At 65.7% G+C, this 18156-nt stretch carries 20 protein-coding genes; 11 read left to right on the top strand and 9 right to left on the bottom strand.

Annotated features, from left to right (window positions below):
• Positions 1-5 precede the first annotated feature (5 nt).
• Both NTCA1_RS00940 and NTCA1_RS00945 read right to left on the bottom strand, forming a co-directional pair.
• Entirely contained in the window at positions 6-752 is a 747-nt protein-coding gene (locus NTCA1_RS00940) for a 7-carboxy-7-deazaguanine synthase QueE (protein WP_159827364.1), read from the bottom strand.
• Positions 753-1134: 382 nt separating this feature from the next.
• A complete protein-coding gene (locus tag NTCA1_RS00945) occupies positions 1135-3966 on the bottom strand; it encodes a valine--tRNA ligase (RefSeq protein WP_159827367.1) in 2832 nt (943 codons plus the stop codon).
• Between the two features lie 175 nt (positions 3967-4141).
• On the opposite strand from NTCA1_RS00945, the gene NTCA1_RS00950 reads away from it, so the two are divergent.
• The 4 genes from NTCA1_RS00950 to NTCA1_RS00965 are packed head-to-tail and all read left to right on the top strand — an operon-like array spanning position 4142 to position 7782.
• Entirely contained in the window at positions 4142-5257 is a 1116-nt protein-coding gene (locus NTCA1_RS00950; RefSeq protein ID WP_159827372.1) for an MlaE family lipid ABC transporter permease subunit, read from the top strand.
• Positions 5254-6156, top strand: a complete 903-nt coding sequence (locus tag NTCA1_RS00955; protein ID WP_159827375.1) for an ABC transporter ATP-binding protein — start codon at positions 5254-5256, stop codon at positions 6154-6156. The genes NTCA1_RS00950 and NTCA1_RS00955 overlap by 4 nt, the downstream gene beginning before the upstream one ends.
• A gap of 10 nt (positions 6157-6166) precedes the next feature.
• The gene (locus NTCA1_RS00960; protein WP_086492077.1) at positions 6167-7105 is read left to right on the top strand and encodes an MlaD family protein; all 939 of its coding nucleotides are present in this window, start codon (positions 6167-6169) and stop codon (positions 7103-7105) included.
• Positions 7106-7128: 23 nt separating this feature from the next.
• Complete coding sequence (locus tag NTCA1_RS00965) at positions 7129-7782, top strand: ABC-type transport auxiliary lipoprotein family protein (RefSeq protein WP_306439265.1); 654 nt, start codon at positions 7129-7131, stop codon at positions 7780-7782.
• Between the two features lie 320 nt (positions 7783-8102).
• On the opposite strand, the gene NTCA1_RS00970 is transcribed toward NTCA1_RS00965, so the two are convergent.
• The 7 genes from NTCA1_RS00970 to crcB all read right to left on the bottom strand — a co-directional run bounded on the left by NTCA1_RS00970 (position 8103) and on the right by crcB (position 12070).
• Entirely contained in the window at positions 8103-8504 is a 402-nt protein-coding gene (locus NTCA1_RS00970; RefSeq protein ID WP_159827378.1) for a type II toxin-antitoxin system VapC family toxin, read from the bottom strand.
• A gap of 3 nt (positions 8505-8507) precedes the next feature.
• Complete coding sequence (locus tag NTCA1_RS00975; RefSeq protein ID WP_159827381.1) at positions 8508-8741, bottom strand: antitoxin; 234 nt, start codon at positions 8739-8741, stop codon at positions 8508-8510.
• Positions 8742-8819: 78 nt separating this feature from the next.
• Positions 8820-9533: an ATP12 family chaperone protein gene (locus tag NTCA1_RS00980; RefSeq protein ID WP_159827384.1), complete on the bottom strand. Its 714-nt coding sequence runs from the start codon at positions 9531-9533 to the stop codon at positions 8820-8822.
• Positions 9530-9739: a hypothetical protein gene (locus tag NTCA1_RS00985; protein WP_086492073.1), complete on the bottom strand. Its 210-nt coding sequence runs from the start codon at positions 9737-9739 to the stop codon at positions 9530-9532. The genes NTCA1_RS00980 and NTCA1_RS00985 overlap by 4 nt, the downstream gene beginning before the upstream one ends.
• A complete protein-coding gene (locus NTCA1_RS00990) occupies positions 9736-10386 on the bottom strand; it encodes an HAD-IA family hydrolase (protein ID WP_086492072.1) in 651 nt (216 codons plus the stop codon). Before NTCA1_RS00990 ends, NTCA1_RS00985 begins: the two co-directional genes overlap by 4 nt.
• Positions 10383-11663: an RluA family pseudouridine synthase gene (locus tag NTCA1_RS00995; protein WP_159827387.1), complete on the bottom strand. Its 1281-nt coding sequence runs from the start codon at positions 11661-11663 to the stop codon at positions 10383-10385. Before NTCA1_RS00995 ends, NTCA1_RS00990 begins: the two co-directional genes overlap by 4 nt.
• Positions 11660-12070 (bottom strand): fluoride efflux transporter CrcB, encoded by a 411-nt coding sequence (gene crcB, locus NTCA1_RS01000; protein WP_159827390.1) that lies wholly within the window; start codon positions 12068-12070, stop codon positions 11660-11662. The genes NTCA1_RS00995 and crcB overlap by 4 nt, the downstream gene beginning before the upstream one ends.
• A 112-nt stretch (positions 12071-12182) precedes the next feature.
• On the opposite strand from crcB, the gene NTCA1_RS01005 reads away from it, so the two are divergent.
• The 7 genes from NTCA1_RS01005 (at position 12183) to gatB (ending at position 18100) form a co-directional block, all read left to right on the top strand.
• On the top strand, positions 12183-12842 hold the full coding sequence (locus tag NTCA1_RS01005; RefSeq protein WP_159827393.1) for a hypothetical protein: 660 nt from the start codon (positions 12183-12185) through the stop codon (positions 12840-12842).
• Between the two features lie 235 nt (positions 12843-13077).
• Positions 13078-13284 (top strand): 30S ribosomal protein S21, encoded by a 207-nt coding sequence (rpsU, locus tag NTCA1_RS01010; protein ID WP_007688176.1) that lies wholly within the window; start codon positions 13078-13080, stop codon positions 13282-13284.
• 300 nt (positions 13285-13584) lie between these two features.
• Complete coding sequence (locus tag NTCA1_RS01015; protein ID WP_159827396.1) at positions 13585-14148, top strand: FKBP-type peptidyl-prolyl cis-trans isomerase; 564 nt, start codon at positions 13585-13587, stop codon at positions 14146-14148.
• A 14-nt stretch (positions 14149-14162) separates the two neighbouring features.
• Positions 14163-14687 (top strand): FKBP-type peptidyl-prolyl cis-trans isomerase, encoded by a 525-nt coding sequence (locus tag NTCA1_RS01020; RefSeq protein ID WP_159827399.1) that lies wholly within the window; start codon positions 14163-14165, stop codon positions 14685-14687.
• A gap of 125 nt (positions 14688-14812) precedes the next feature.
• Positions 14813-15115: an Asp-tRNA(Asn)/Glu-tRNA(Gln) amidotransferase subunit GatC gene (gene gatC, locus NTCA1_RS01025; RefSeq protein ID WP_021234714.1), complete on the top strand. Its 303-nt coding sequence runs from the start codon at positions 14813-14815 to the stop codon at positions 15113-15115.
• Entirely contained in the window at positions 15115-16602 is a 1488-nt protein-coding gene (gatA, locus tag NTCA1_RS01030; RefSeq protein WP_159827402.1) for an Asp-tRNA(Asn)/Glu-tRNA(Gln) amidotransferase subunit GatA, read from the top strand. The genes gatC and gatA overlap by 1 nt, the downstream gene beginning before the upstream one ends.
• 1 nt (position 16603) lies before the next feature.
• Positions 16604-18100 (top strand): Asp-tRNA(Asn)/Glu-tRNA(Gln) amidotransferase subunit GatB, encoded by a 1497-nt coding sequence (gene gatB / locus NTCA1_RS01035; protein WP_159827405.1) that lies wholly within the window; start codon positions 16604-16606, stop codon positions 18098-18100.
• Positions 18101-18156 lie beyond the last annotated feature (56 nt).

Below are 18156 nucleotides of genomic sequence, written 5' to 3' on the forward strand. Positions count from 1 at the left end.
GCCCCTCAGGTGCCGCGCGTATCGCCCCAGATATGTATGTGCAGGCGGTCGGTGAAGCGATAGCCTTCCTGCGTGCAGATATCCGAGAGCCAAGGCGACCTCTGCCGGATGACATCGCTGGAGCGGCCCTCCGGCATCAGGAATATCCGCTCGGCGGGAATATCGTGACGCTCTTTCAGCGCGCGGACTTCGTCCACGTCGGCAGGCTCCGCCACCACGAACTTGAAGTACGCGCGCGGATCGGCGGCCCAGGCGTCGAGCCGCTCCGGCACCAGCGCCAGTTCCGCCGGGTTGCCGCTGTGGGAGAGTTTGGGGCTGACATTGTACTGCTGCACCCGCGCATCGAGGCTGGCATGCGGCGCGACCGATCCGTTGGTCTCGATCTCCACATGCATCCCCGGACGTGCCTCGTCGAGCGCGGCCAGCATCCGCGCCAGTTGCGGCCCCTGAAGCAGCGGCTCGCCGCCGGTGATGACAAGGCGGTCGGGCGGCAGGTCCGCCACCATGCGCGCCACCTCGGCTTCCTCGGCCATGACCTGATTGGCCTTGCGCTCGAAGGCCAGATCGTCGCGGTGGAAGCGGTTGTCGCCGGTAAAGCGCCATGTGTACGCCGTGTCGCACCACTGGCAGGCGAGATTGCAGCGCGACAGCCGCACGAACGTGCTCGGCCGCCCCATGCTGGCGCCTTCGCCCTGAAGTGAAGCGAACACTTCAGGTTCGCCGGGAGTGGTGGTGGCAAGCGCAAGCGTCACGGATCGTCTCGGTACAAGGTTACGGTTTTGAGGGGCGAAGTTGACACAGTTTACACGGTCCAGAGGGAAAAGTGTCACCTTGTGTCGAGGGTGTCACCTTGTGGCTGGTGCCGTGAGGAAAGAGCAGGGCGGTCACGCGCGGGAAAGTGTCAGATGCGTGAGGTGTAGGAAAATAAAAAAGTCCTGGGGCCCTTCGACAAGCTCAGGAGATCCCCCAGACCCTCGGAACGTCTGCGTTGCGCCCCGCCTAGCCGTTTTGCGCCCACCGAGAGCCGGGAGACAAAATAGCCTGCGGCAGCAAGGAGCGCACTACGAGGCTGCGCGCGTGCCCTAGACGGTATTGGGGGTGCAGGGGGTGTTTACCCCCTGCTTTTCCCCCTTCTTAACCCAGCCGCGCCAGCGCCGCAGCCAGCCGCTCCGCTTCGGCCGAGTGGTGCGCATGATCCGCACGCGCCTTGTCGATGGCCTCGGGTTTGGCCTTTTCGACGAAGGCCGGGTTGCCCAGACGCTTGTCGAGCGAGTCCCGTTCCTTGACAGAAGCGGCCATGGCCTTTTCCAGACGGGCCTTCTCGGCGGCGATGTCGATCACGCCTTTCAGCGGGATCGCCAGCGTCGCGTCGCCCGCGCCCACCTGCATGGCGGCGCCGGCCGGAGCAGCCTCGAACAGAATCGCATCCAGACGCGCCAGACGGTCGATCACGGTGCCGTTGCGGCCGATCACTGCGCGCGTCGCGTCCGAGGGATCGGCGACATAGGCGGTCAGGCGCGCGCCCGGCGCGATGCCGAGTTCCGACTTGGCGCCGCGAAGGTTGCCGATCAGCGCGATCAGCCATTCGACTTCGGCCTTGGCTTCGGCGTCCACCGCAGCGTCCGGCGCGGGCCATGCGGCGACGATCAGGTCCTGATCGCGCGCGCCCATCTTGCTCCACAGCTCTTCGGTGACGAAGGGCATGAACGGGTGGAGCATGACGAGGATCTGGTCGAGCACCCAGCCGGCGACGGCCTTGGTCTCTTCGTCGAAGTTGCCCTTGATCAGTTCGATGTACCAGTCGCAGAACTGGTTCCACACGAAGTGGTAGATCGCGTTGGCAGCCGCGTCGAAGCGCAGGTCGGCCATGGCCTTGTCCAGCGCGGCGACGGTTTCGACGACTTCGCCGATGATCCACTTGTTGACGGCGGAGGTAGCGGCGGGCGCCTTGATCGAGGTGCTGGCGACGATGCCGTTGGACTGGCAGAAACGCGCGGCGTTCCACAGCTTCGTGGCGAAGTTGCGGTAACCTTCGACGCGCTTTTCATCCATCTTCACGTCGCGGCCCTGGCTTTCCATGGCGGCCATGAAGAAGCGCAGTGCGTCGGCGCCGTACTTGTCGATCAGGCCCAGCGGATCGACCACGTTGCCCTTGGACTTCGACATCTTCTGGCCGTCGGCGGCACGCACCAGACCATGGAGGTAGAGCCGCTTCCACGGCACTTCCTTCATGAAGTGAATGCCCTGCATCGCCATGCGCGCATCCCAGAAGAACAGGATGTCGAAGCCGGAAACCAACAGGTCGTTCGGATAGTGCTTGTTCAGCAGCGGGGCATCTTCATCGGGCCAGCCGAGCGTGGCGAAAGGCCAGAGCGCGGAGGAGAACCAGGTGTCCAGCACGTCCTCGTCGCGATAAATTGGAATCGGGCCGTTGTTGGAGATTCCCTCGCTGATAAGATATGCGGGAGTTTCCGAATGAGGAGGGAAGCCAGCGGCTTCATTTGCGCCGGCAACGATGCAAATTCTGGATGCTTCAACGCCGTAATATTCGGCGGCGATGGCAATCGCTTCTTCCTCAGTTTCTGCAACAAAATTGGGCTTTTCGACGCCAAATTCTTCGCGATGAACGACTTCGAGTCCTAGCTCTGTTTTTCGAGGACCATACCACGCCGGGATGCGGTGGCCCCACCAGAGCTGGCGGGAGACGCACCAGGGCTGAATGTTTTCCATCCAGTTGAAGAAGGTCTTTTCCCAGGTCTTGGGAACGATCTCGATCGCGCCGGAGCGGACGGCTTCCATCGGCGGGCCGGCCAGCGTCTGCGCATCGACGTACCACTGATCGGTCAGCCAGGGTTCGATCACCACGCCGCTGCGGTCGCCGAACGGGGTCTGGATCACGCGGTCCTCGACCTTTTCGAGCAACCCGTCGTCTTCCAGGAACGCGACGATAGCCTTGCGCGCCTCGAACCGGTCCATGCCGATGAGCTGCGCGGGGACGAGGCCATCCTGCGTCTGGCAGACCTTGGCGTCGGCATCGAGCATGTTGAGCATGTCGCCGGCCTTGAAGCCCGCGCGCTTGCCCACCTCGAAGTCGTTGAAGTCATGACCGGGCGTGATCTTCACCGCGCCGGAGCCCAGTTCGGGATCGGCATGCTCGTCGGCGACGATGGGAATCTCGCGGCCGGTGAGCGGCAGGGTGACGGTGGCGCCGCGCGCCAGCAGTTCCTTGTAGCGCGCGTCCTCGGGATTAACCGCGACGGCCATGTCGGCCAGCATCGTCTCGGGGCGGGTGGTGGCGACGTGGATATGGCCCGAACCGTCCGAAAGCGGATACTTGATGTGCCAGAAGTGGCCGTTGGTCTCGCGCGTCTCGACTTCGAGGTCGGAAATGGCGGTGCGGAACTTGGGGTCCCAGTTCACCAGGCGCTTGTCACGGTAGATCAGGCCCTGCTTGTGCAGGTCCACGAAGACCTTGACCACGGCCTTGGTGAAGTGCGGATCCATCGTGAACTGCTCGCGGCTCCAGTCCATCGAGCAGCCGAGGCGGCGCAGCTGGCCGGTGATGGTGCCGCCGGATTCGGCCTTCCACTCCCAGACCTTCTCAATGAAAGCCTCGCGCGTGTAGTTGGCGCGTTTGTCCTGCTTGGCTTCCATCTGGCGTTCGACCACCATCTGGGTGGCGATGCCCGCATGGTCGGTGCCGACCACCCAGAGCGCGTCCTTGCCCTTCAGGCGCTCGTGACGGATCACGATGTCCTGCAGCGTATTGTCCAGCGCGTGGCCGATGTGGAGCGAGCCGGTGACGTTCGGCGGCGGGTTCACGATGGTGAACGGCTGCGCGTCGGCACGTTCGGGGCGGAACAGCCCTTCGCTTTCCCAATGCTGGTACCACTTCGCCTCGATCTGGGCGGGGTCGAAGGTCTTGTCGAGAGCGGCTTCGGGGGCGGTTTCTGGAGTGTCGGTCATGGCGCGGGGCTTTGCCAGCGCGGCGCTTCGCGCGCAAGTGCGCGTAGGGCTTGCGCGGAATGCTGCCATCAAATTGCCACGGTATGTTTCCAGACCCCTCCTTGCAAAATCAACAATCTGTCGCACCCGGGGAACCCCTTGCCGGTACAGGCATTTTCCCCCAATACGAGCGCACATGCGGGAATGGGCTGAATTCACTCTGTCGGAAAGCGACCAGGACGGCGTCCAGACCGTGGCGCTGAAGGGGCCGTTGCGCGTCCATTCGCTGGGTAATCTGGGCGACAAGCTGGCCGCACTGAACGGTCCTTTCGCGCGGATCGACATGGCGGGCGTCACCGATATCGACACGACCGGGGCCTGGCTCGTCTGCCGCTATGCCAGCGAGCACGATCTCGAAGTCGTAGGCCAGAGCGAGCAGGCCAAGCGCCTCTTCGCCGCCATCGGCGGCGTGCCCGAGGAAGAGGCGCAGATCGAACCGGTCAAGCCGCTGCTGGTGCGCACCGTAGGCGAACTGGGCGACCTGGTGGTCGGCTGGGGGTACGGGCTGGTGCGCATGGTCGGGTTCCTGGGCGAACTGATCACGTCGCTCGGCACCGCCCTGCGGCATCCCTCGCGGCTGCGCGGCACGGCCTTGGTCCACCACATGCAGCATGTGGGCATCAATTCGCTGTGGATCATCGGGCTGATGAGCTTCCTCATCGGCATCGTCATCGCCCAGCAGGGCGCGGTGCAGCTGGCGCAGTTCGGGGCGGAAATCTACACGATCAACCTCACCGGCCGCCTTGCCATGCGCGAACTGGGCATCCTGATGACCGCGATCATGGTGGCGGGCCGTTCGGGCTCGGCTTTCGCGGCGCAGATCGGCACGATGAAGCTGACCGAGGAAGTGGACGCCATGCGCACCATCGGCGTCTCGCCGATGCAGGCGCTGGTGGTGCCGCGGGTGCTGGCGGCGATGCTGATGATGCCGCTGCTGGGCTTCTACTCCACGGTGCTGGCGATCATCGGCGGCGCCTTCATCGCCAATTTCGCGCTCGACATTCCGTTCTGGACCTTCCTCCAGCGCACCCAGGAAGTGGTGCCGATCACCGACGTCTGGGTGGGCCTGCTCAAGGCCCCGGTCTTCGCGCTGATCGTGGCATTGGCGGGGTGCTATCAGGGCATGCAGGTGACCTCGAACGCCGAGGAAGTGGGCGCGCGCACCACGCAAGCCGTGGTCACCGCCATCTTCACCGTGATCGTGCTCGACGCCTTCTTCGCGATCTTCTTCACCAAGATCGGCTGGCAATGACCGAAGTCGAAACCCTTGATGCGCCCCAGGCCGCCCCGGAATCGGACGAATATCCGATCGTCGTGGAAGGCCTGCGCAATGCGTTCGGCGATCATGTGATCCACGACAATCTCTCGCTCAAGGTCCGCAAGGGCGAGATCCTGGGCGTCGTCGGCGGCTCGGGCACCGGCAAGTCGGTGCTGATGCGCTCGATCATCGGCCTCCAGCAGCCCGATTCCGGGGAGATCACGGTGCTGGGCCACCATATCGGCGCCTCCACCGACGACGAGGGCAGGGACATGCGCTCGCGCTGGGGCGTGCTGTTCCAGGGCGGCGCGCTGTTTTCCACCCTGACGGTGGGCGAGAACGTGGAAGTGCCGCTCAAGCAGTTCTACCCCGAGATCGAAGACACCCTGCGCGAGGAGATCGCCCGCTTCAAGGTGCGCCTGGCCGGGCTGGCGGAAGAGGCCGCCTACAAGTATCCCAGCGAGCTTTCGGGCGGCATGAAGAAGCGCGCCGGTCTCGCCCGCGCGCTGGCGCTGGACCCGGAACTGCTGTTCCTCGACGAGCCGACCGCCGGTCTCGACCCGATCGGCGCCGCTGCCTTCGACCGGCTGACGCGCAGCCTGGCGGACAATCTGGGGCTGACGGTGTTCCTGATCACCCACGATCTCGACACGCTCCATGCCATCTGCGACCGCGTGGCGGTGCTGGCGGACAAGCAGGTGATCGCGGTGGGCACGATCCCGGAACTGCTGGCGCTCGACCATCCGTGGATACAGGAATATTTCAACGGCCCGCGCGGCCGTGCGGCGCTCTGCGCCAAGGACGAGTTTTCGATGAAGAACGATGCGCCGGTCGCGCAGGACGGTTCCGCACCCCGGGAACCGTTCACCAACACCCAAGAAAGCGGGGCATAGGGCATACAGCATGGAAACACGGGCCAATCACGTATGGGTCGGAGCCGTCACGCTGGTGCTTCTGGCGACGCTGGCGGCGTTCATCATCTGGATCGCGCGGATCAACGATACCGCGCGCAACGAGTACGACATCTTCTTCAAGCAGTCGGTGGACGGGCTCGCCAAGGGTTCCGGCGTGGACTACAACGGCGTGCCGGTCGGGCAGATCAAGGAGATCGAGCTCTGGCCGCAGGATCCCAGCTTCATCCGCGTGCGCGTAAAGGTGGACAAGAAAGTCCCCGTGACGGTGGGCACCACCGCCACGATCCAGGGCAGCTTCACCGGCGTTGCCGATATCCAGCTGGAAGGCGCGGTGAAGGATGCACCCCTGCTGACCGAGCCCGGCCCGGAAGGCGTTCCGGTGATTCCCACCAAGCGCGGCGGCCTGGGTGAAATCCTGTCCAACGCACCGCTGCTGCTGGAACGCCTGGCGACGCTGACCGAGAACCTCAACCTGCTGCTCTCCGACGAGAACCGCCGCTCCATCACTGGTATTCTCAGGAATACCGACAAGATGACGAAGGACCTTTCGGCCGCGACGCCGCAAGTGCGGGACACGCTGGCCGAGCTTCAGGTAACCCTGAACCAGGCGACGAAGACGCTGGTGGCCTTCGAGGGCGTGGCAGGAAAGGCCGATAACCTGCTGGGCGATCAGGGTAATTCGCTGGCCGAGCAGCTTCGCAAGACGCTGGGCGCGGCGCAGAAGTCCATGGAGACGCTCGACCAGACGCTCCAGCATGCACAGCCCGCCTTCGACCAGGTTTCGAACCAGACCCTGCCTGCCGCCGAGGCCGCGATCCGCGACCTTCGCGCCACTAGCAAGGCGCTGCGCAGCGTCACCGAAAAGATCGACGAGCAGGGCGCGGGCGCGCTGATCAAGGGGCAGAAACTGCCCACCTACAAGCCTTGAAGGGGTCGGCCATGAGCGGCCAGATGAAGACGAGAACCACGATGGGAACCGCGATGAAGCTTCGGCACAAGACCCCGATCTCCGGCGGCGCGCGCGCGGCCATGGCGGCTCTGGTGCTTACGGGCACGCTTTCGGGCTGCATCAGCCTGGCCCCCAAGACGCCCGACCTGCTGCTGCGCCTGACGCCGGACCAGACCGCGCCCGCAGGCGCGCAGGCGACCGGCAAGATCGCCGATGCGATCGTCGTGCTCGATCCCGAGTCCGACCGCAGCCTCGACGTGCTGCGTGTGCCGGTGAAAGTGGACGGCTCGACCATCTCCTACCTCAAGGACGGCTGGTGGATCGAGAAGCCCACCCGCCAGTTCCGCTCGCTGCTGGCCGAGACCCTGCGCGCCCAGACCGGCCAGCTCGTGGTCGAGGGCGGCGATTTCGAAGTCACCGGCAAGACGCTGATCGGCGGCCGCCTGCTCCAGATGGGCTATGACGTGCCGAGTTCGTCGGTGGTGGTGCGCTTCGACGCCATCCGCACCGAACGCGGCGGCCCGCTGGTGACCCACCGCTTCGAGGCCGTGGTGCCCGGCGTCAAGGCAGAGGCCGCCTCGGTCGCCCCGGCGCTCAACAAGGCCGCCAACGACGTGGCAGGCCAGATCGCCGCCTGGGTGAAAACCGGCGGCTGAGGGAGCTGCGCGGATTGGCGTGGCGGGATTGGCGTGACGGGATTGGGAGGCGGGCTGAGCCTGCCCGTGCCATCCTGCCTCATCTCCCGCGTTCACCCGCTCATGCTGAGCTTGTCGAAGCATGGAACCCTCGCGCTACACCTCGGGGCCTTCGACAGGCTCAGGCTGAGCGGGGAGGATAGTGCAGCGGACACCGCGCGAGTCATTCTGAGCGCATGTTCGGTGCGCCGAACACAGGGCTCAGGGCAGGGAAGTGGGAGCCGTACATCCAAGGAAAGCGGGACGGATGCTTCGGCTACTGAAGCGACCCGATCCCGTATTCAGACCTCTCTGAGCCAATTCGTCATGGCGAGGCCCGCGACACGTTCGAACTCGCGCACATTGTCCGTCACCAGAGTCGCGCCCAGGCTCAGTGCATGGGCGGCGATGAGCATATCGTTTGCGCCGATAGGTTTGCCTTGCTGCTCAAGGTCCTTGCGCAATCGCCCATAGTGAATGTCCGCACCATCCTCCAAGGGAAGGGTGGGAAGCAGCTCCAGCACGGCTTCCAACTGCGCCGTCAGGCGAGGTGACCCGCGCCGCTCGGCGCCGTAGCGCAATTCGCTTGCCACGATGATACTCGTCGCGATTTCGCTCTCACCGACTTCGGCTATCCGTTCGGCGATCACACCTTGCGGGTTTCGGATGAGGTCCGACAGGATGTTCGTATCGAGCAGAAACATATGTCAGAGCGCGACAGGATCGGCGGGCAGATCGTCGATCGGTCCGAAATCATCCTCGATCGGTTGAAGGGTATTCAACCGTGCCAGCAGGGAACGCGCAGGCGCCGGTTCGATGATGATGCGGGAGCCCTCCTTGCGCATGATCGCGTCTTCCCCGGGCAGTTCGAACTCACGAGGAATACGCACCGCCTGGCTTCGGCCATTCTTGAACAGTTTTACCTGGCGCTCGATACCCATGTTCTCTCCTTGGCATATGCCATAGCATATGCCGCCACGGGGCGCGAGAAGCTTGTACGAGCGGCTTGTAGGCTATGCCTATCCCTGCCGCGCCAGTTCCGCGAAGCGGATCGCGAGCTTGAACGCCTCGAACCGGGCGGCGCGGCGTTCGGCGGCTTCCCAGTCTTCGCCCCAGAGTTCGATCTGCCAGTCCTCTTCGAGATTGGCGGCGTTCCACAGGGCCTGCGCGTCGGCGCCGGGGCGGATCGCGGCGAGGGCGATCACCAGCGAGGCGGCGAGGCTGGAGAGCATCTTCAGGGCGGCGAGGGCGAAATCGCTCTCGGCGGTAAGGGCGGCTTCCAGGCGGGCCATGGTCTCCGCGGGCTGCGGCTTGTGGACCACACCCGAGATGCGGGCGAACTTCACGCCGTGGACGGCTTCGGCCTCGGCAAGGAGCGGCTCCCAGACGGCGAGCTGGCGCTGGTAGAGCGCATCCTCGGGATCGCCGCGATAGCAGAGCGTGTCGGTCTCGGCATAAGGCAGCATGTCGCGAACGGCCAGCGCCCGGTCGGGGGCGACGGCATCGGCCGCGAAGTCGGCAAGGTCGCGCAAGGGGAACGATTGCGGGTCGATTTCCGCGCCCTGCGCCGCCCATTCCGCCGCCAGGGCTTCGGCCAGCGCCTTGCCCGGGACGATCTGGGCACGGCCGCCCGCGGTTCTTATCGGCCTGCCGTCGAGCAGGACGCGCCAGCCGCTTTCGGTCTCTCCGCCCTCGATCTTTTCTGCCGCGACGTGCTTGTAGAAACGCTTCATTTCGGGCTCCGCCATTTGCGGGCAAGGACCTTGGGGATGACGAAGACGTCGACCAGTCCGTTGATGATCAACAGGTAGCCCAGCCAGAGCGGCAGGTCCCACTTGCGCGCGCCGATGGCCATGCCCGCGACGACGCAGGCCACGCCGAGGATCCGCACGAGCTGGATGATGGCGAAACGGGCCTTGGCGGGGTCGGAATCGCTCACGTCAACAGGTACTCCATGAGTTCGTTCGGCGCCTCGACCACCTTTTCCGCGCCGGCCTCGACCAGTTCGCGCGGGTGGTGGTAGCCCCAGTCCACGCCGACAGCGCGGGTTCCGGCGGCCTTGGCCATGCGCATGTCATAGGCGGTGTCGCCGATCATGACTGCCTCTTCGGGCATGGCGCCGGCGTCGATCAGGGCCTCTTCCAGCATGGCCGGATGGGGCTTCGAAGGATGGCGGTCGGCGGTCTGGAGCGTGACGAAAAGATCGGCGATGCCGTTGGCGGAAAGGCAGTGGGCGAGGCCGCGATCGGACATGCCGGTGGCCACGCCCAGCGTCCAGCCGCGCGCGTGAAGGGTGCGCAGGCAGTCCTCTATGCCGGGAAACAGCGGCTGCGAGACACGGCCTTCCTCGCGCGCTTGGCGGAACGCGACCTTGTAGGCCTCGGCCATGGCCTCCTGCTGCGCTTCGTCGCTTTCCGGCAGGAGCTGGCGGATCGCCTGGGGCAGGGAGAGACCCACGGCGCGCCGGATCAGCCCGCGCGAGGGCGCTGCGAGGTCGAAGGCGGCGAAGCTCGCCTCCATGGCCTCGCAGATCGGTGCCTGGCCGTCGACAAGCGTGCCGTCGCAGTCGAAGACGGCAAGCTTCACCGCTTGCCTCGCGGACCCGAGGGACGGCTACCGGAGGGGCGGCCCGTGGCAGGGCGCGCGCCGCCGGGTTTGGTGCCGGGCTTGGCACCGGGGCGGGCCGACCGAGCGCCGGGCTTGCCGGGGCCGGCCTTGGCCTTGCTGCCAGGCTTGCCGGAAGGCTTTCCGCGCGAGCCGGGGCGCTCCGAGGCGCCGTCGCGGCGCGAGCGGCGTTCGCCGCGCCGTTCCTTGCGGTACTGCTTGGCGTGGGCCTTGGCGGCGCGCTTCTCGTCGTCCTTGGTGAACTCGGGCGCGCTTTCGGGCAATTCGGCGCCGTCAGCTTCGTCGAAGCCGAGCGATTCCATCGAATTGGCGAAGTGTTCGGGCAGGGGGGCGGTCACGTCCAGCGGGGTGCCGTCCGGGTGCTCGATGATCAGGCGGCGCGCGTGAAGGTGCATCTTGCGGCTGATCGTGCCGGAGAGGAATGCCTCCTGCCCGCCGTACTTGCCGTCGCCGACGATCGGGTGGCCGATCGCCGCCATGTGGACGCGCAGCTGGTGGGTGCGGCCGGTCAGCGGATGCAGTTCGACCCAGGCGGCGCGGTTGCCGGCCCGATCGAGCACGCGGTAGCGGGTCTTGGCGGTCTGGCCGCCTTCCTCGTCGACATGCATCTTCTCGCCGCCGCTGCCCGGCTGCTTGGCGAGCGGCAGTTCGATCATGCCGTCGTTGATGCTCGGCACGCCGACCACCAGCGCCCAGTAGATCTTTTTGGCCGTGCGCCCGGAGAAGCGCTTGGAGAAGAACGCGGCGCTGCCCGGCGTGCGGGCGACGAGCAGGACGCCCGAGGTGTCCTTGTCGAGGCGGTGGACCAGACGCGGACGCGGGCCCTTCTCGGCATAGGCGTCGAGCAGGCCATCGACATGCTCCTTCATGCCCGAGCCGCCTTGCGTGGCGAGACCGGGAGGCTTGTTGAGCACGATCGCGGCGCGGTCCTGCGTCAGCACCATGGCGTCGGCGCGCTCGATCTCTTCCTCGGTCAGCTCACGGCGCGGGCGCGGTGCGCCGAGGCCAGGCTTGGCCTCTCCGCCCGGCGGCACGCGCAGGACCTGGCCTGCGGCAAGGCGGGTGTCGACATCGGCGCGCTTGCCGTCGACGCGGATCTGGCCGGTACGCGCCCAGCGCGAGACCATCGCGAAGCCCACGTCGGGCAGATGGCGCTTGAACCAGCGGTCGAGGCGGATGTCGTCATCGTCGCGGCCGACGGTGAACTGGCGGACGGAATCTGAATTGTCGCGGCTCATGCGGCGACTCCCTTCGTGATGGAAAGGCCGGCGAACAGCGCGGCGAAGCCCGCGATCAGCGAGATCGCGACATAGAAAGCCGCAAGACCGACCTGCCCGCGCGAGACGAGGGCCATGGTATCGAGGCTGAACGAGGAAAAGGTAGTGTAGCCGCCAAGCACGCCGACGCCGAGCAGCAGGCGCGCATTCTCGCCCTCTGCACCGCGCGACAGCAACCAGCCCGCGAGCAGGCCCATGGCCAGACTGCCGAGCACGTTCACGGTCAGCGTGCCGTAGGGAAAGGCGCCGGTGCGGACAGGGCCGAGCAGCGCGGTCCAGGCGAGGCCCGTGAGGAACCGCAGCCAGGCACCGAAACCGCCGCCCAGCGCGACGAAGGCCGACGCGGCAAGGAAAGTTGGTTGGGGCATCGCGCCGCCTTAGCCGCGAACGCGCGGATTTCCAATCGTTCCGTCCGACCGGGCGGCGCATTGCCGTTCTATAAAGCTCTCTGGGTGCGACCCCACTCCGCAAGGAGACATAATGATGCAGATATCATCGTCGACGAGCGCGCTGAGCGCTCTTTTCGATCCGCGCCAGGACATGGACGACAAGATCTCCACCGCTGTCGGCAAGGGTGCGATCAGCGACAGCGATGCTTCGGCGCTCGAATCGGCTCTCGATTCGATCGACGACGCGCTGGCCACGGACGGTTCCGGCAGCCGACTCGATCCCTCGCAGATGAAGGACCGCCTCGATTCGCTGATTTCCGATCAGGTCGAGAACGGCACCCTGACCGAGGATCAGGCCAGCGCGCTCCAGTCGCTGTTCGCCCAGGGCCCAGCTCAACAGGGAGCATCGGGAGAAGCGGGCGAGGCAGGTGAAGCGGCCGGTGGTCCCGGTGGTCCGGGCGGCGCAGGCGGCCCGGGTGGGCCGCGCGGTGCGGGCGGGCCGCCGCCGGGCGCTTCGTCGGTCGAGGAGGCCGACGAGACGGAGGAAACCGACGAAACCGATTCGACCGACGAGACCGATGACGCGGAGGAGACGGAAGAGACCGATGAGGCCGACGCCACCCTCGCGGCGGTCCAGGCCTTTCTCGAGAACCTCAAGGCGCAGCAGGCCGAGGGCGTGACCTACACATCGTCCGCTGCGACATCGGCTGCGATTTCGGCTTCCGGCCTGATCGTCGATCAACTGGCCTGACGGCGCGGATCGGTGTATAACTGCTCTCCATCGGGGCTTCGTACCCGGTGGAGAGCGCATTCCCGGCCAAGAAATCGGCCAAGATTGCTTGCCTTCCCGCGCTGGCAGTGCTAGCGGCCCCCAACTTCGAGCCGACCCCGACATGGGATTCGGCGCAATTTCGTGTTTTCTTTCAGGGTGCCTTCCGCGTCGGAATGCGGAATTCGTACCTTCGATTTGTGAGGTGTGTCGGTTTATGCAGATTCTCGTCCGCGACAATAACGTCGATCAGGCTCTTCGTGCGCTCAAGAAGAAGCTGCAGCGTGAAGGCGTCTACCGCGAGATGAAGCTGCGTCGCCACTACGAGAAGCCCTCGGAAAAGCGCGCTCGCGAAAAGGCTGCCGCCGTTCGCCGCGCTCGCAAGCTCGAGCGCAAGCGCATGGAGCGTGACGGCGCCAAGTAAGGCGACGTCGGCCCCGTCCTCGGGCGGGGCAGCGGTGCTTCCCTCTTCTTTCGGGCAGGTTCGTTCGATCGGAGGCACGGGAAGCAGCGCGTTTCAATTGCAGGAATGCCGCTGGGAACACATGCAGGCACGATTGTGATTGGCACATCTTAAATTGCTCTGCTTGCGGCTTGAACACCGCTTCGGCTTGAGCCATGAGGGCGCGGAAATTCCATCCGCGCCCTTTGTGCATCTGCCGTACAGCCGCTGACGCGCCGTACAGCTGCTGACGCCGGGCGAATCCGAACGAGGCCCTAGACCATGACTGAGATCACTCGCGTTCCGCTGCAGCCGATTGCCAAGGGCTCGCTGGGCAAGATCTGGCTGGGCGTTGCCGCGGTCGCGCTGGCCGCGGGCGGCGTCGCCTATGCGGCGCTGCCGCCGCAGGTCCATATCAAGACGCTGACCGCAGGGTCGGGCGAGTCGCCGACGGTGGCCGATGTCGTGCTGATCAACTACAAGGGCACGCTGCCCGGCGGCAAGGTTTTCGACCAGGCACAGCAGGTGCCGATGGCGCTCAACGAAGTGATCCCCGGTTTCACCAAGGCGCTCGTGAAGATGCAGCGCGGCGGCAAGTACGAGGTCGAGATTCCCGCCAAGCTCGCCTACGGCGACAAGGCCGTGGGGCAGATCCCGGCGAATTCGGATCTCAACTTCGAGATCGAGCTGCTCGACTTCAAGAGCCGCGCAGAGATCGAACAGCAGCAGCGCATGATGCAGCAGCTTCAGCAGATGCAGATGCAGGGCGGCGGCGCTCCGGGCGCAGCCATGCCGGGCGGGATTCCGGGCGGCGCGCCTGCTCCCGCCGAAGGTCCGGCCCGCTGATCGCCGCGGCCAGGATGATCCGCAAGACGCCCGGCGCGCTTCTCGCGCTGGCTCTCGCCCTTCCGGTGACTGTCCTGCCGGCGGTTCCTGCCGCCGCGCAGGAAAAGCCGGCTGCGCCCACCGCTGCCGCTCCCGCACGTCAGGTCAGCGTCACCACCGTCAAGGCGGGGGAGGGCGCGAAGCCTACCCGCGATGACTATGTCCTCGTGAACTACAAGGGCATGCTCAAGGACGGCACCGTGTTCGACCAGAACGAGCAGATGCCGATGGCCGTGGGCGAAGTCGTACCCGGTTTCGCCGATGGCCTGGTGCAGATGCAGCGCGGCGGCACCTACAAGATCGAGATCCCCTCGGAGCTGGCTTACGGCGCCGAAGGCGGCGGGCCGATCCCGCCGAATTCGGATCTCGTCTTCGAAGTGACCCTGCTGGACTTCAAGACCCGCGCCGAACTGGACGCGATGATCGCCCAACAACAAGGGGCGCAGCAAGGGGCGCAACAGGGCGCTGAACAGGCGCAACCGGCGCAAACCGGCCAGTAATGCGCCTGGCGGACGCTCCCTGACGGAGGCGTCCCCGCTTGAAGCAAATTCGGACGGGTGCTAGCTGCCCGATCCTGACATTCCGGCGCGGCGCGCAGCCCGCCGGTCAAATCTGAAGGAAAGCCATGTCGGTCGATACCGCAACCGTTGCGAAGATCGCCAGCCTTGCCCGCATCAAGGTGAGCGAGGCTGAAATCGAGGCGATGGTCCCCGAACTCAACGGCATTCTCGCCTGGGTAGAGCAGCTTGGCGAGGTCGATACCTCGCAAGTCGAGCCGATGACCGCCGTCATCCCCAATACGCTGCGCCTGCGCGACGACGTGATCGATGCCGATCCGCTGACCGGCGGCGACAAGCGCGATGCCGTTCTGGCCAATGCTCCCGCCGCCGAACACGGCTTCTTCGGCGTGCCCAAGGTGATCGAATAATGACTGACCTTACCGAATTCGGCGTCGCGCAGATCCGTGACGGCGTTGCGAATGGCGATTTCTCCGCCGTCGAAGTGGCGACCGCGTTCAACGCCAATGTCGCCGCCGCGCAGGAAGCGCTGAACGCCTTCATCATCGCCACGCCCGAAAAGGCGATCGAAGCGGCGCAGGCCACCGATGCCAAGCGCGCGCGTGGCGAAGCCCTCGGCAAGATGGGCGGCGTGCCGATCGGCATGAAGGACCTGTTCGCCACTTTCGACGTGCAGACCACCGCTGCCAGCCACATGCTGGAAGGCTTCAAGCCGCAGTACGAATCGACCGTCTCGCAGAAGCTGTGGGATGCCGGTGCGGGCATGCTGGGCAAGCTGAACCTCGACCAGTTCGCCATGGGCTCGTCGAACGAGACCAGCTACTTCGGCAACGTGATCTCGCCATGGAAGCGTAACGATGGCGGCAACGCTGCCCTCGCTCCCGGCGGTTCCTCGGGCGGTTCGTCGTCGGCTCTCGCCGCGCGCCTCTGCCCGGCGGCGACGGGCACCGACACTGGCGGCTCGATCCGCCAGCCCGCCGCTTTCACCGGCACCACCGGCATCAAGCCGACTTACGGCCGCTGCTCGCGCTGGGGTGTGGTGGCCTTCGCCAGCTCGCTCGATCAGGCCGGCCCGATGGCCCGCTCGGTGCAGGACTGTGCGATCATGCTCGAAGCCATGGCCGGTTTCGACGCCAAGGATTCGACCAGCCTCGACCTCCCTGTGCCGAACTGGGAAGCCGCGCTTTCGGGCGACATGAAGGGCAAGAAGGTCGGCATTCCGAAGGAATACCGCGTCGATGGCCTGGACGAAGACGTGTCGAAGTCGTGGGACGACGGCATTGCCTGGCTGAAGGATGCGGGCGCGGAGATCGTCGAGATCTCGCTACCGCACACCAAGTACGCGCTGCCGACCTACTACATCATCGCGCCTGCCGAAGCCTCGTCGAACCTCGCGCGCTATGACGGCGTGCGCTACGGCCTGCGCGACCTGCCGGACGGTGCCAACCTTCAGGACATGTACGCCGCCACCCGCGCCGCCGGTTTCGGCCCCGAGGTGAAGCGCCGCATCCTGATCGGCACTTACGTGCTCTCGGCCGGTTTTTACGACGCCTACTACACGCAGGCCCAGAAGGTCCGCGCGCTGATCGCGCAGGACTTCGCCAAGGCCTTCGAGCAGTGCGACGTGATCCTTGCGCCGACCGCGCCCTCGGCCGCCTTCGGCCTGGGCGAGAACGTCGACGATCCGCTGAAGATGTACCTGAACGACGTCTTCGCGGTGCCCGCCTCGCTCGCGGGTCTTCCGGCGATGTCGGTCCCGGCCGGGCTAAACCGTGAGGGTCTGCCGCTGGGTCTTCAGGTCATCGGCAAGGCTTTCGACGAACAGGGCGTGCTGAACGCCGGTCTCGCGCTGGAACAGCGCGCGCAGTTTGCGGCCAAGCCGGAAAAGTGGTGGTAATATGAGCACGTATCGCATCCAGGGCGCCACCGGTGACTGGGAGGTCGTGATCGGCCTCGAAGTCCACGCGCAGGTCACCTCGAACTCCAAGCTGTTCTCGGGCTCGGCCACGGCGTTCGGCGCGGAGCCGAACAGCCAGGTCTCGCTGATCGACGCGGCGATGCCGGGCATGCTGCCGGTTCCGAACCGCGAATGCATCCGTCAGGCCGTGCGTACCGGCATGGCGATCGAGGCGCAGATCAACAAGTGGTCGCGCTTCGACCGCAAGAACTACTTCTACGCCGATCTTCCGCAGGGTTACCAGATCAGCCAGCTCTACCACCCGCTGGTCGGCGAAGGCTCGCTGACCATCGAGGCGGACGAGAAAGCGGGCATCCCGGCCGACAAGGTGATCGGCATCGAGCGCATCCACGTCGAGCAGGACGCGGGCAAGCTGATGCACGACCAGCATCCGACGATGTCCTATGTCGATCTCAACCGCTCCGGCGTGGCGCTAATGGAAATCGTCAGCCGCCCGGACATGACCTCGCCCGCCGAGGCTGGTGCCTACCTGTCGAAGCTGCGTACGATCCTGCGCTATGTCGGCTCGTGCGACGGCAACATGGACCAGGGTTCGATGCGTGCCGACGTCAACGTCTCGGTCCGCCGCCCCGGCGAGGAACTCGGCACCCGTACCGAGACCAAGAACGTCAATTCCGTGCGTTTCGTCATGCAGGCGATCGAGCACGAGGCGAGCCGTCAGGTCGACGTTCTGGAAGCGGGCGGCAAGATCGTGCAGGAAACCCGCCTGTTCGATCCGGGCACCGGCTCCACGCGCTCGATGCGCTCGAAGGAAGACGCGCACGACTATCGCTACTTCCCGGACCCGGACCTGCTGCCGCTCGAACTCGACGATGCCTTCCTTGAGGAATGCCGCGCGAGCCTGCCCGAGCTGCCGGACGCCAAGCGCGCCCGCTACGAAGGCGAGCTGGGCCTTTCGGCCTACAATGCCGCCGTTCTGACCGCCGATGTCGATACCTTCGCCTGGTTCGAGGCGCTGCTGGCCGAAACCGCTTCGGCGCAGGGCAAGCAGCCTGCCGAAGTAGCCAAGCAGGCGGCCAACTGGCTGATTTCCGAATTCTTCGGCGCGCTCAACAAGCTGGGCAAGAGCCTTGAAGATTCGCCGATCAGCCATGAGCAGGCGGCGGAATTGCTGGCGCTGGTGGGCAAGGGCACGATCTCCGGCTCGATCGCCAAGCAGGTGCTGGAAACGATGTTCGAGACCGGCGACAATGCCGGCGTCATCGTCGAGCGCGAAGGCCTGAAGCAGGAATCGGACACCGGCGCCATCGAGGCCAAGGTGGACGAGATCCTCGCCGCCAACGCCGACAAGGTCGCCCAGTACCGAGAAGGCAAGGTTGCGCTGTTCGGCTTCTTCGTCGGCCAGACAATGAAGGCCATGGCCGGCAAGGGCAACCCGCAGGTGGTCAACGAGATCCTGAAGGCCAAGCTGGGCTGATCTCGTCGGCCTCTGACAACAAAAAAGCCCCGGAAAGCGCACTGCTTTCCGGGGCT

Source organism: Novosphingobium sp. TCA1 (assembly GCF_009811895.1).
GTDB lineage: Bacteria > Pseudomonadota > Alphaproteobacteria > Sphingomonadales > Sphingomonadaceae > Novosphingobium > Novosphingobium panipatense_A.

Excerpts from the sequence above, each read along its gene's own strand:
- NTCA1_RS01005 (WP_159827393.1), top strand. The coding sequence starts at position 12,183 with ATGATGCAGATATCATCGTCGACGAGCGCGCTGAGCGCTCTTTTCGAT.
- gatA (WP_159827402.1), top strand. The coding sequence starts at position 15,115 with ATGACTGACCTTACCGAATTCGGCGTCGCGCAGATCCGTGACGGCGTT.
- gatC (WP_021234714.1), top strand. The coding sequence starts at position 14,813 with ATGTCGGTCGATACCGCAACCGTTGCGAAGATCGCCAGCCTTGCCCGC.
- NTCA1_RS00980 (WP_159827384.1), bottom strand. The coding sequence starts at position 9,533 with ATGAAGCGTTTCTACAAGCACGTCGCGGCAGAAAAGATCGAGGGCGGA.
- NTCA1_RS00965 (WP_306439265.1), top strand. The coding sequence starts at position 7,129 with ATGAAGACGAGAACCACGATGGGAACCGCGATGAAGCTTCGGCACAAG.
- NTCA1_RS00955 (WP_159827375.1), top strand. The coding sequence starts at position 5,254 with ATGACCGAAGTCGAAACCCTTGATGCGCCCCAGGCCGCCCCGGAATCG.
- NTCA1_RS01020 (WP_159827399.1), top strand. The coding sequence starts at position 14,163 with ATGATCCGCAAGACGCCCGGCGCGCTTCTCGCGCTGGCTCTCGCCCTT.
- NTCA1_RS00995 (WP_159827387.1), bottom strand. The coding sequence starts at position 11,663 with ATGAGCCGCGACAATTCAGATTCCGTCCGCCAGTTCACCGTCGGCCGC.
- NTCA1_RS00960 (WP_086492077.1), top strand. The coding sequence starts at position 6,167 with ATGGAAACACGGGCCAATCACGTATGGGTCGGAGCCGTCACGCTGGTG.
- NTCA1_RS01015 (WP_159827396.1), top strand. The coding sequence starts at position 13,585 with ATGACTGAGATCACTCGCGTTCCGCTGCAGCCGATTGCCAAGGGCTCG.
- NTCA1_RS00945 (WP_159827367.1), bottom strand. The coding sequence starts at position 3,966 with ATGACCGACACTCCAGAAACCGCCCCCGAAGCCGCTCTCGACAAGACC.
- NTCA1_RS00950 (WP_159827372.1), top strand. The coding sequence starts at position 4,142 with ATGCGGGAATGGGCTGAATTCACTCTGTCGGAAAGCGACCAGGACGGC.
- NTCA1_RS00975 (WP_159827381.1), bottom strand. The coding sequence starts at position 8,741 with ATGGGTATCGAGCGCCAGGTAAAACTGTTCAAGAATGGCCGAAGCCAG.
- gatB (WP_159827405.1), top strand. The coding sequence starts at position 16,604 with ATGAGCACGTATCGCATCCAGGGCGCCACCGGTGACTGGGAGGTCGTG.
- crcB (WP_159827390.1), bottom strand. The coding sequence starts at position 12,070 with ATGCCCCAACCAACTTTCCTTGCCGCGTCGGCCTTCGTCGCGCTGGGC.
- NTCA1_RS00970 (WP_159827378.1), bottom strand. The coding sequence starts at position 8,504 with ATGTTTCTGCTCGATACGAACATCCTGTCGGACCTCATCCGAAACCCG.
- rpsU (WP_007688176.1), top strand. The coding sequence starts at position 13,078 with ATGCAGATTCTCGTCCGCGACAATAACGTCGATCAGGCTCTTCGTGCG.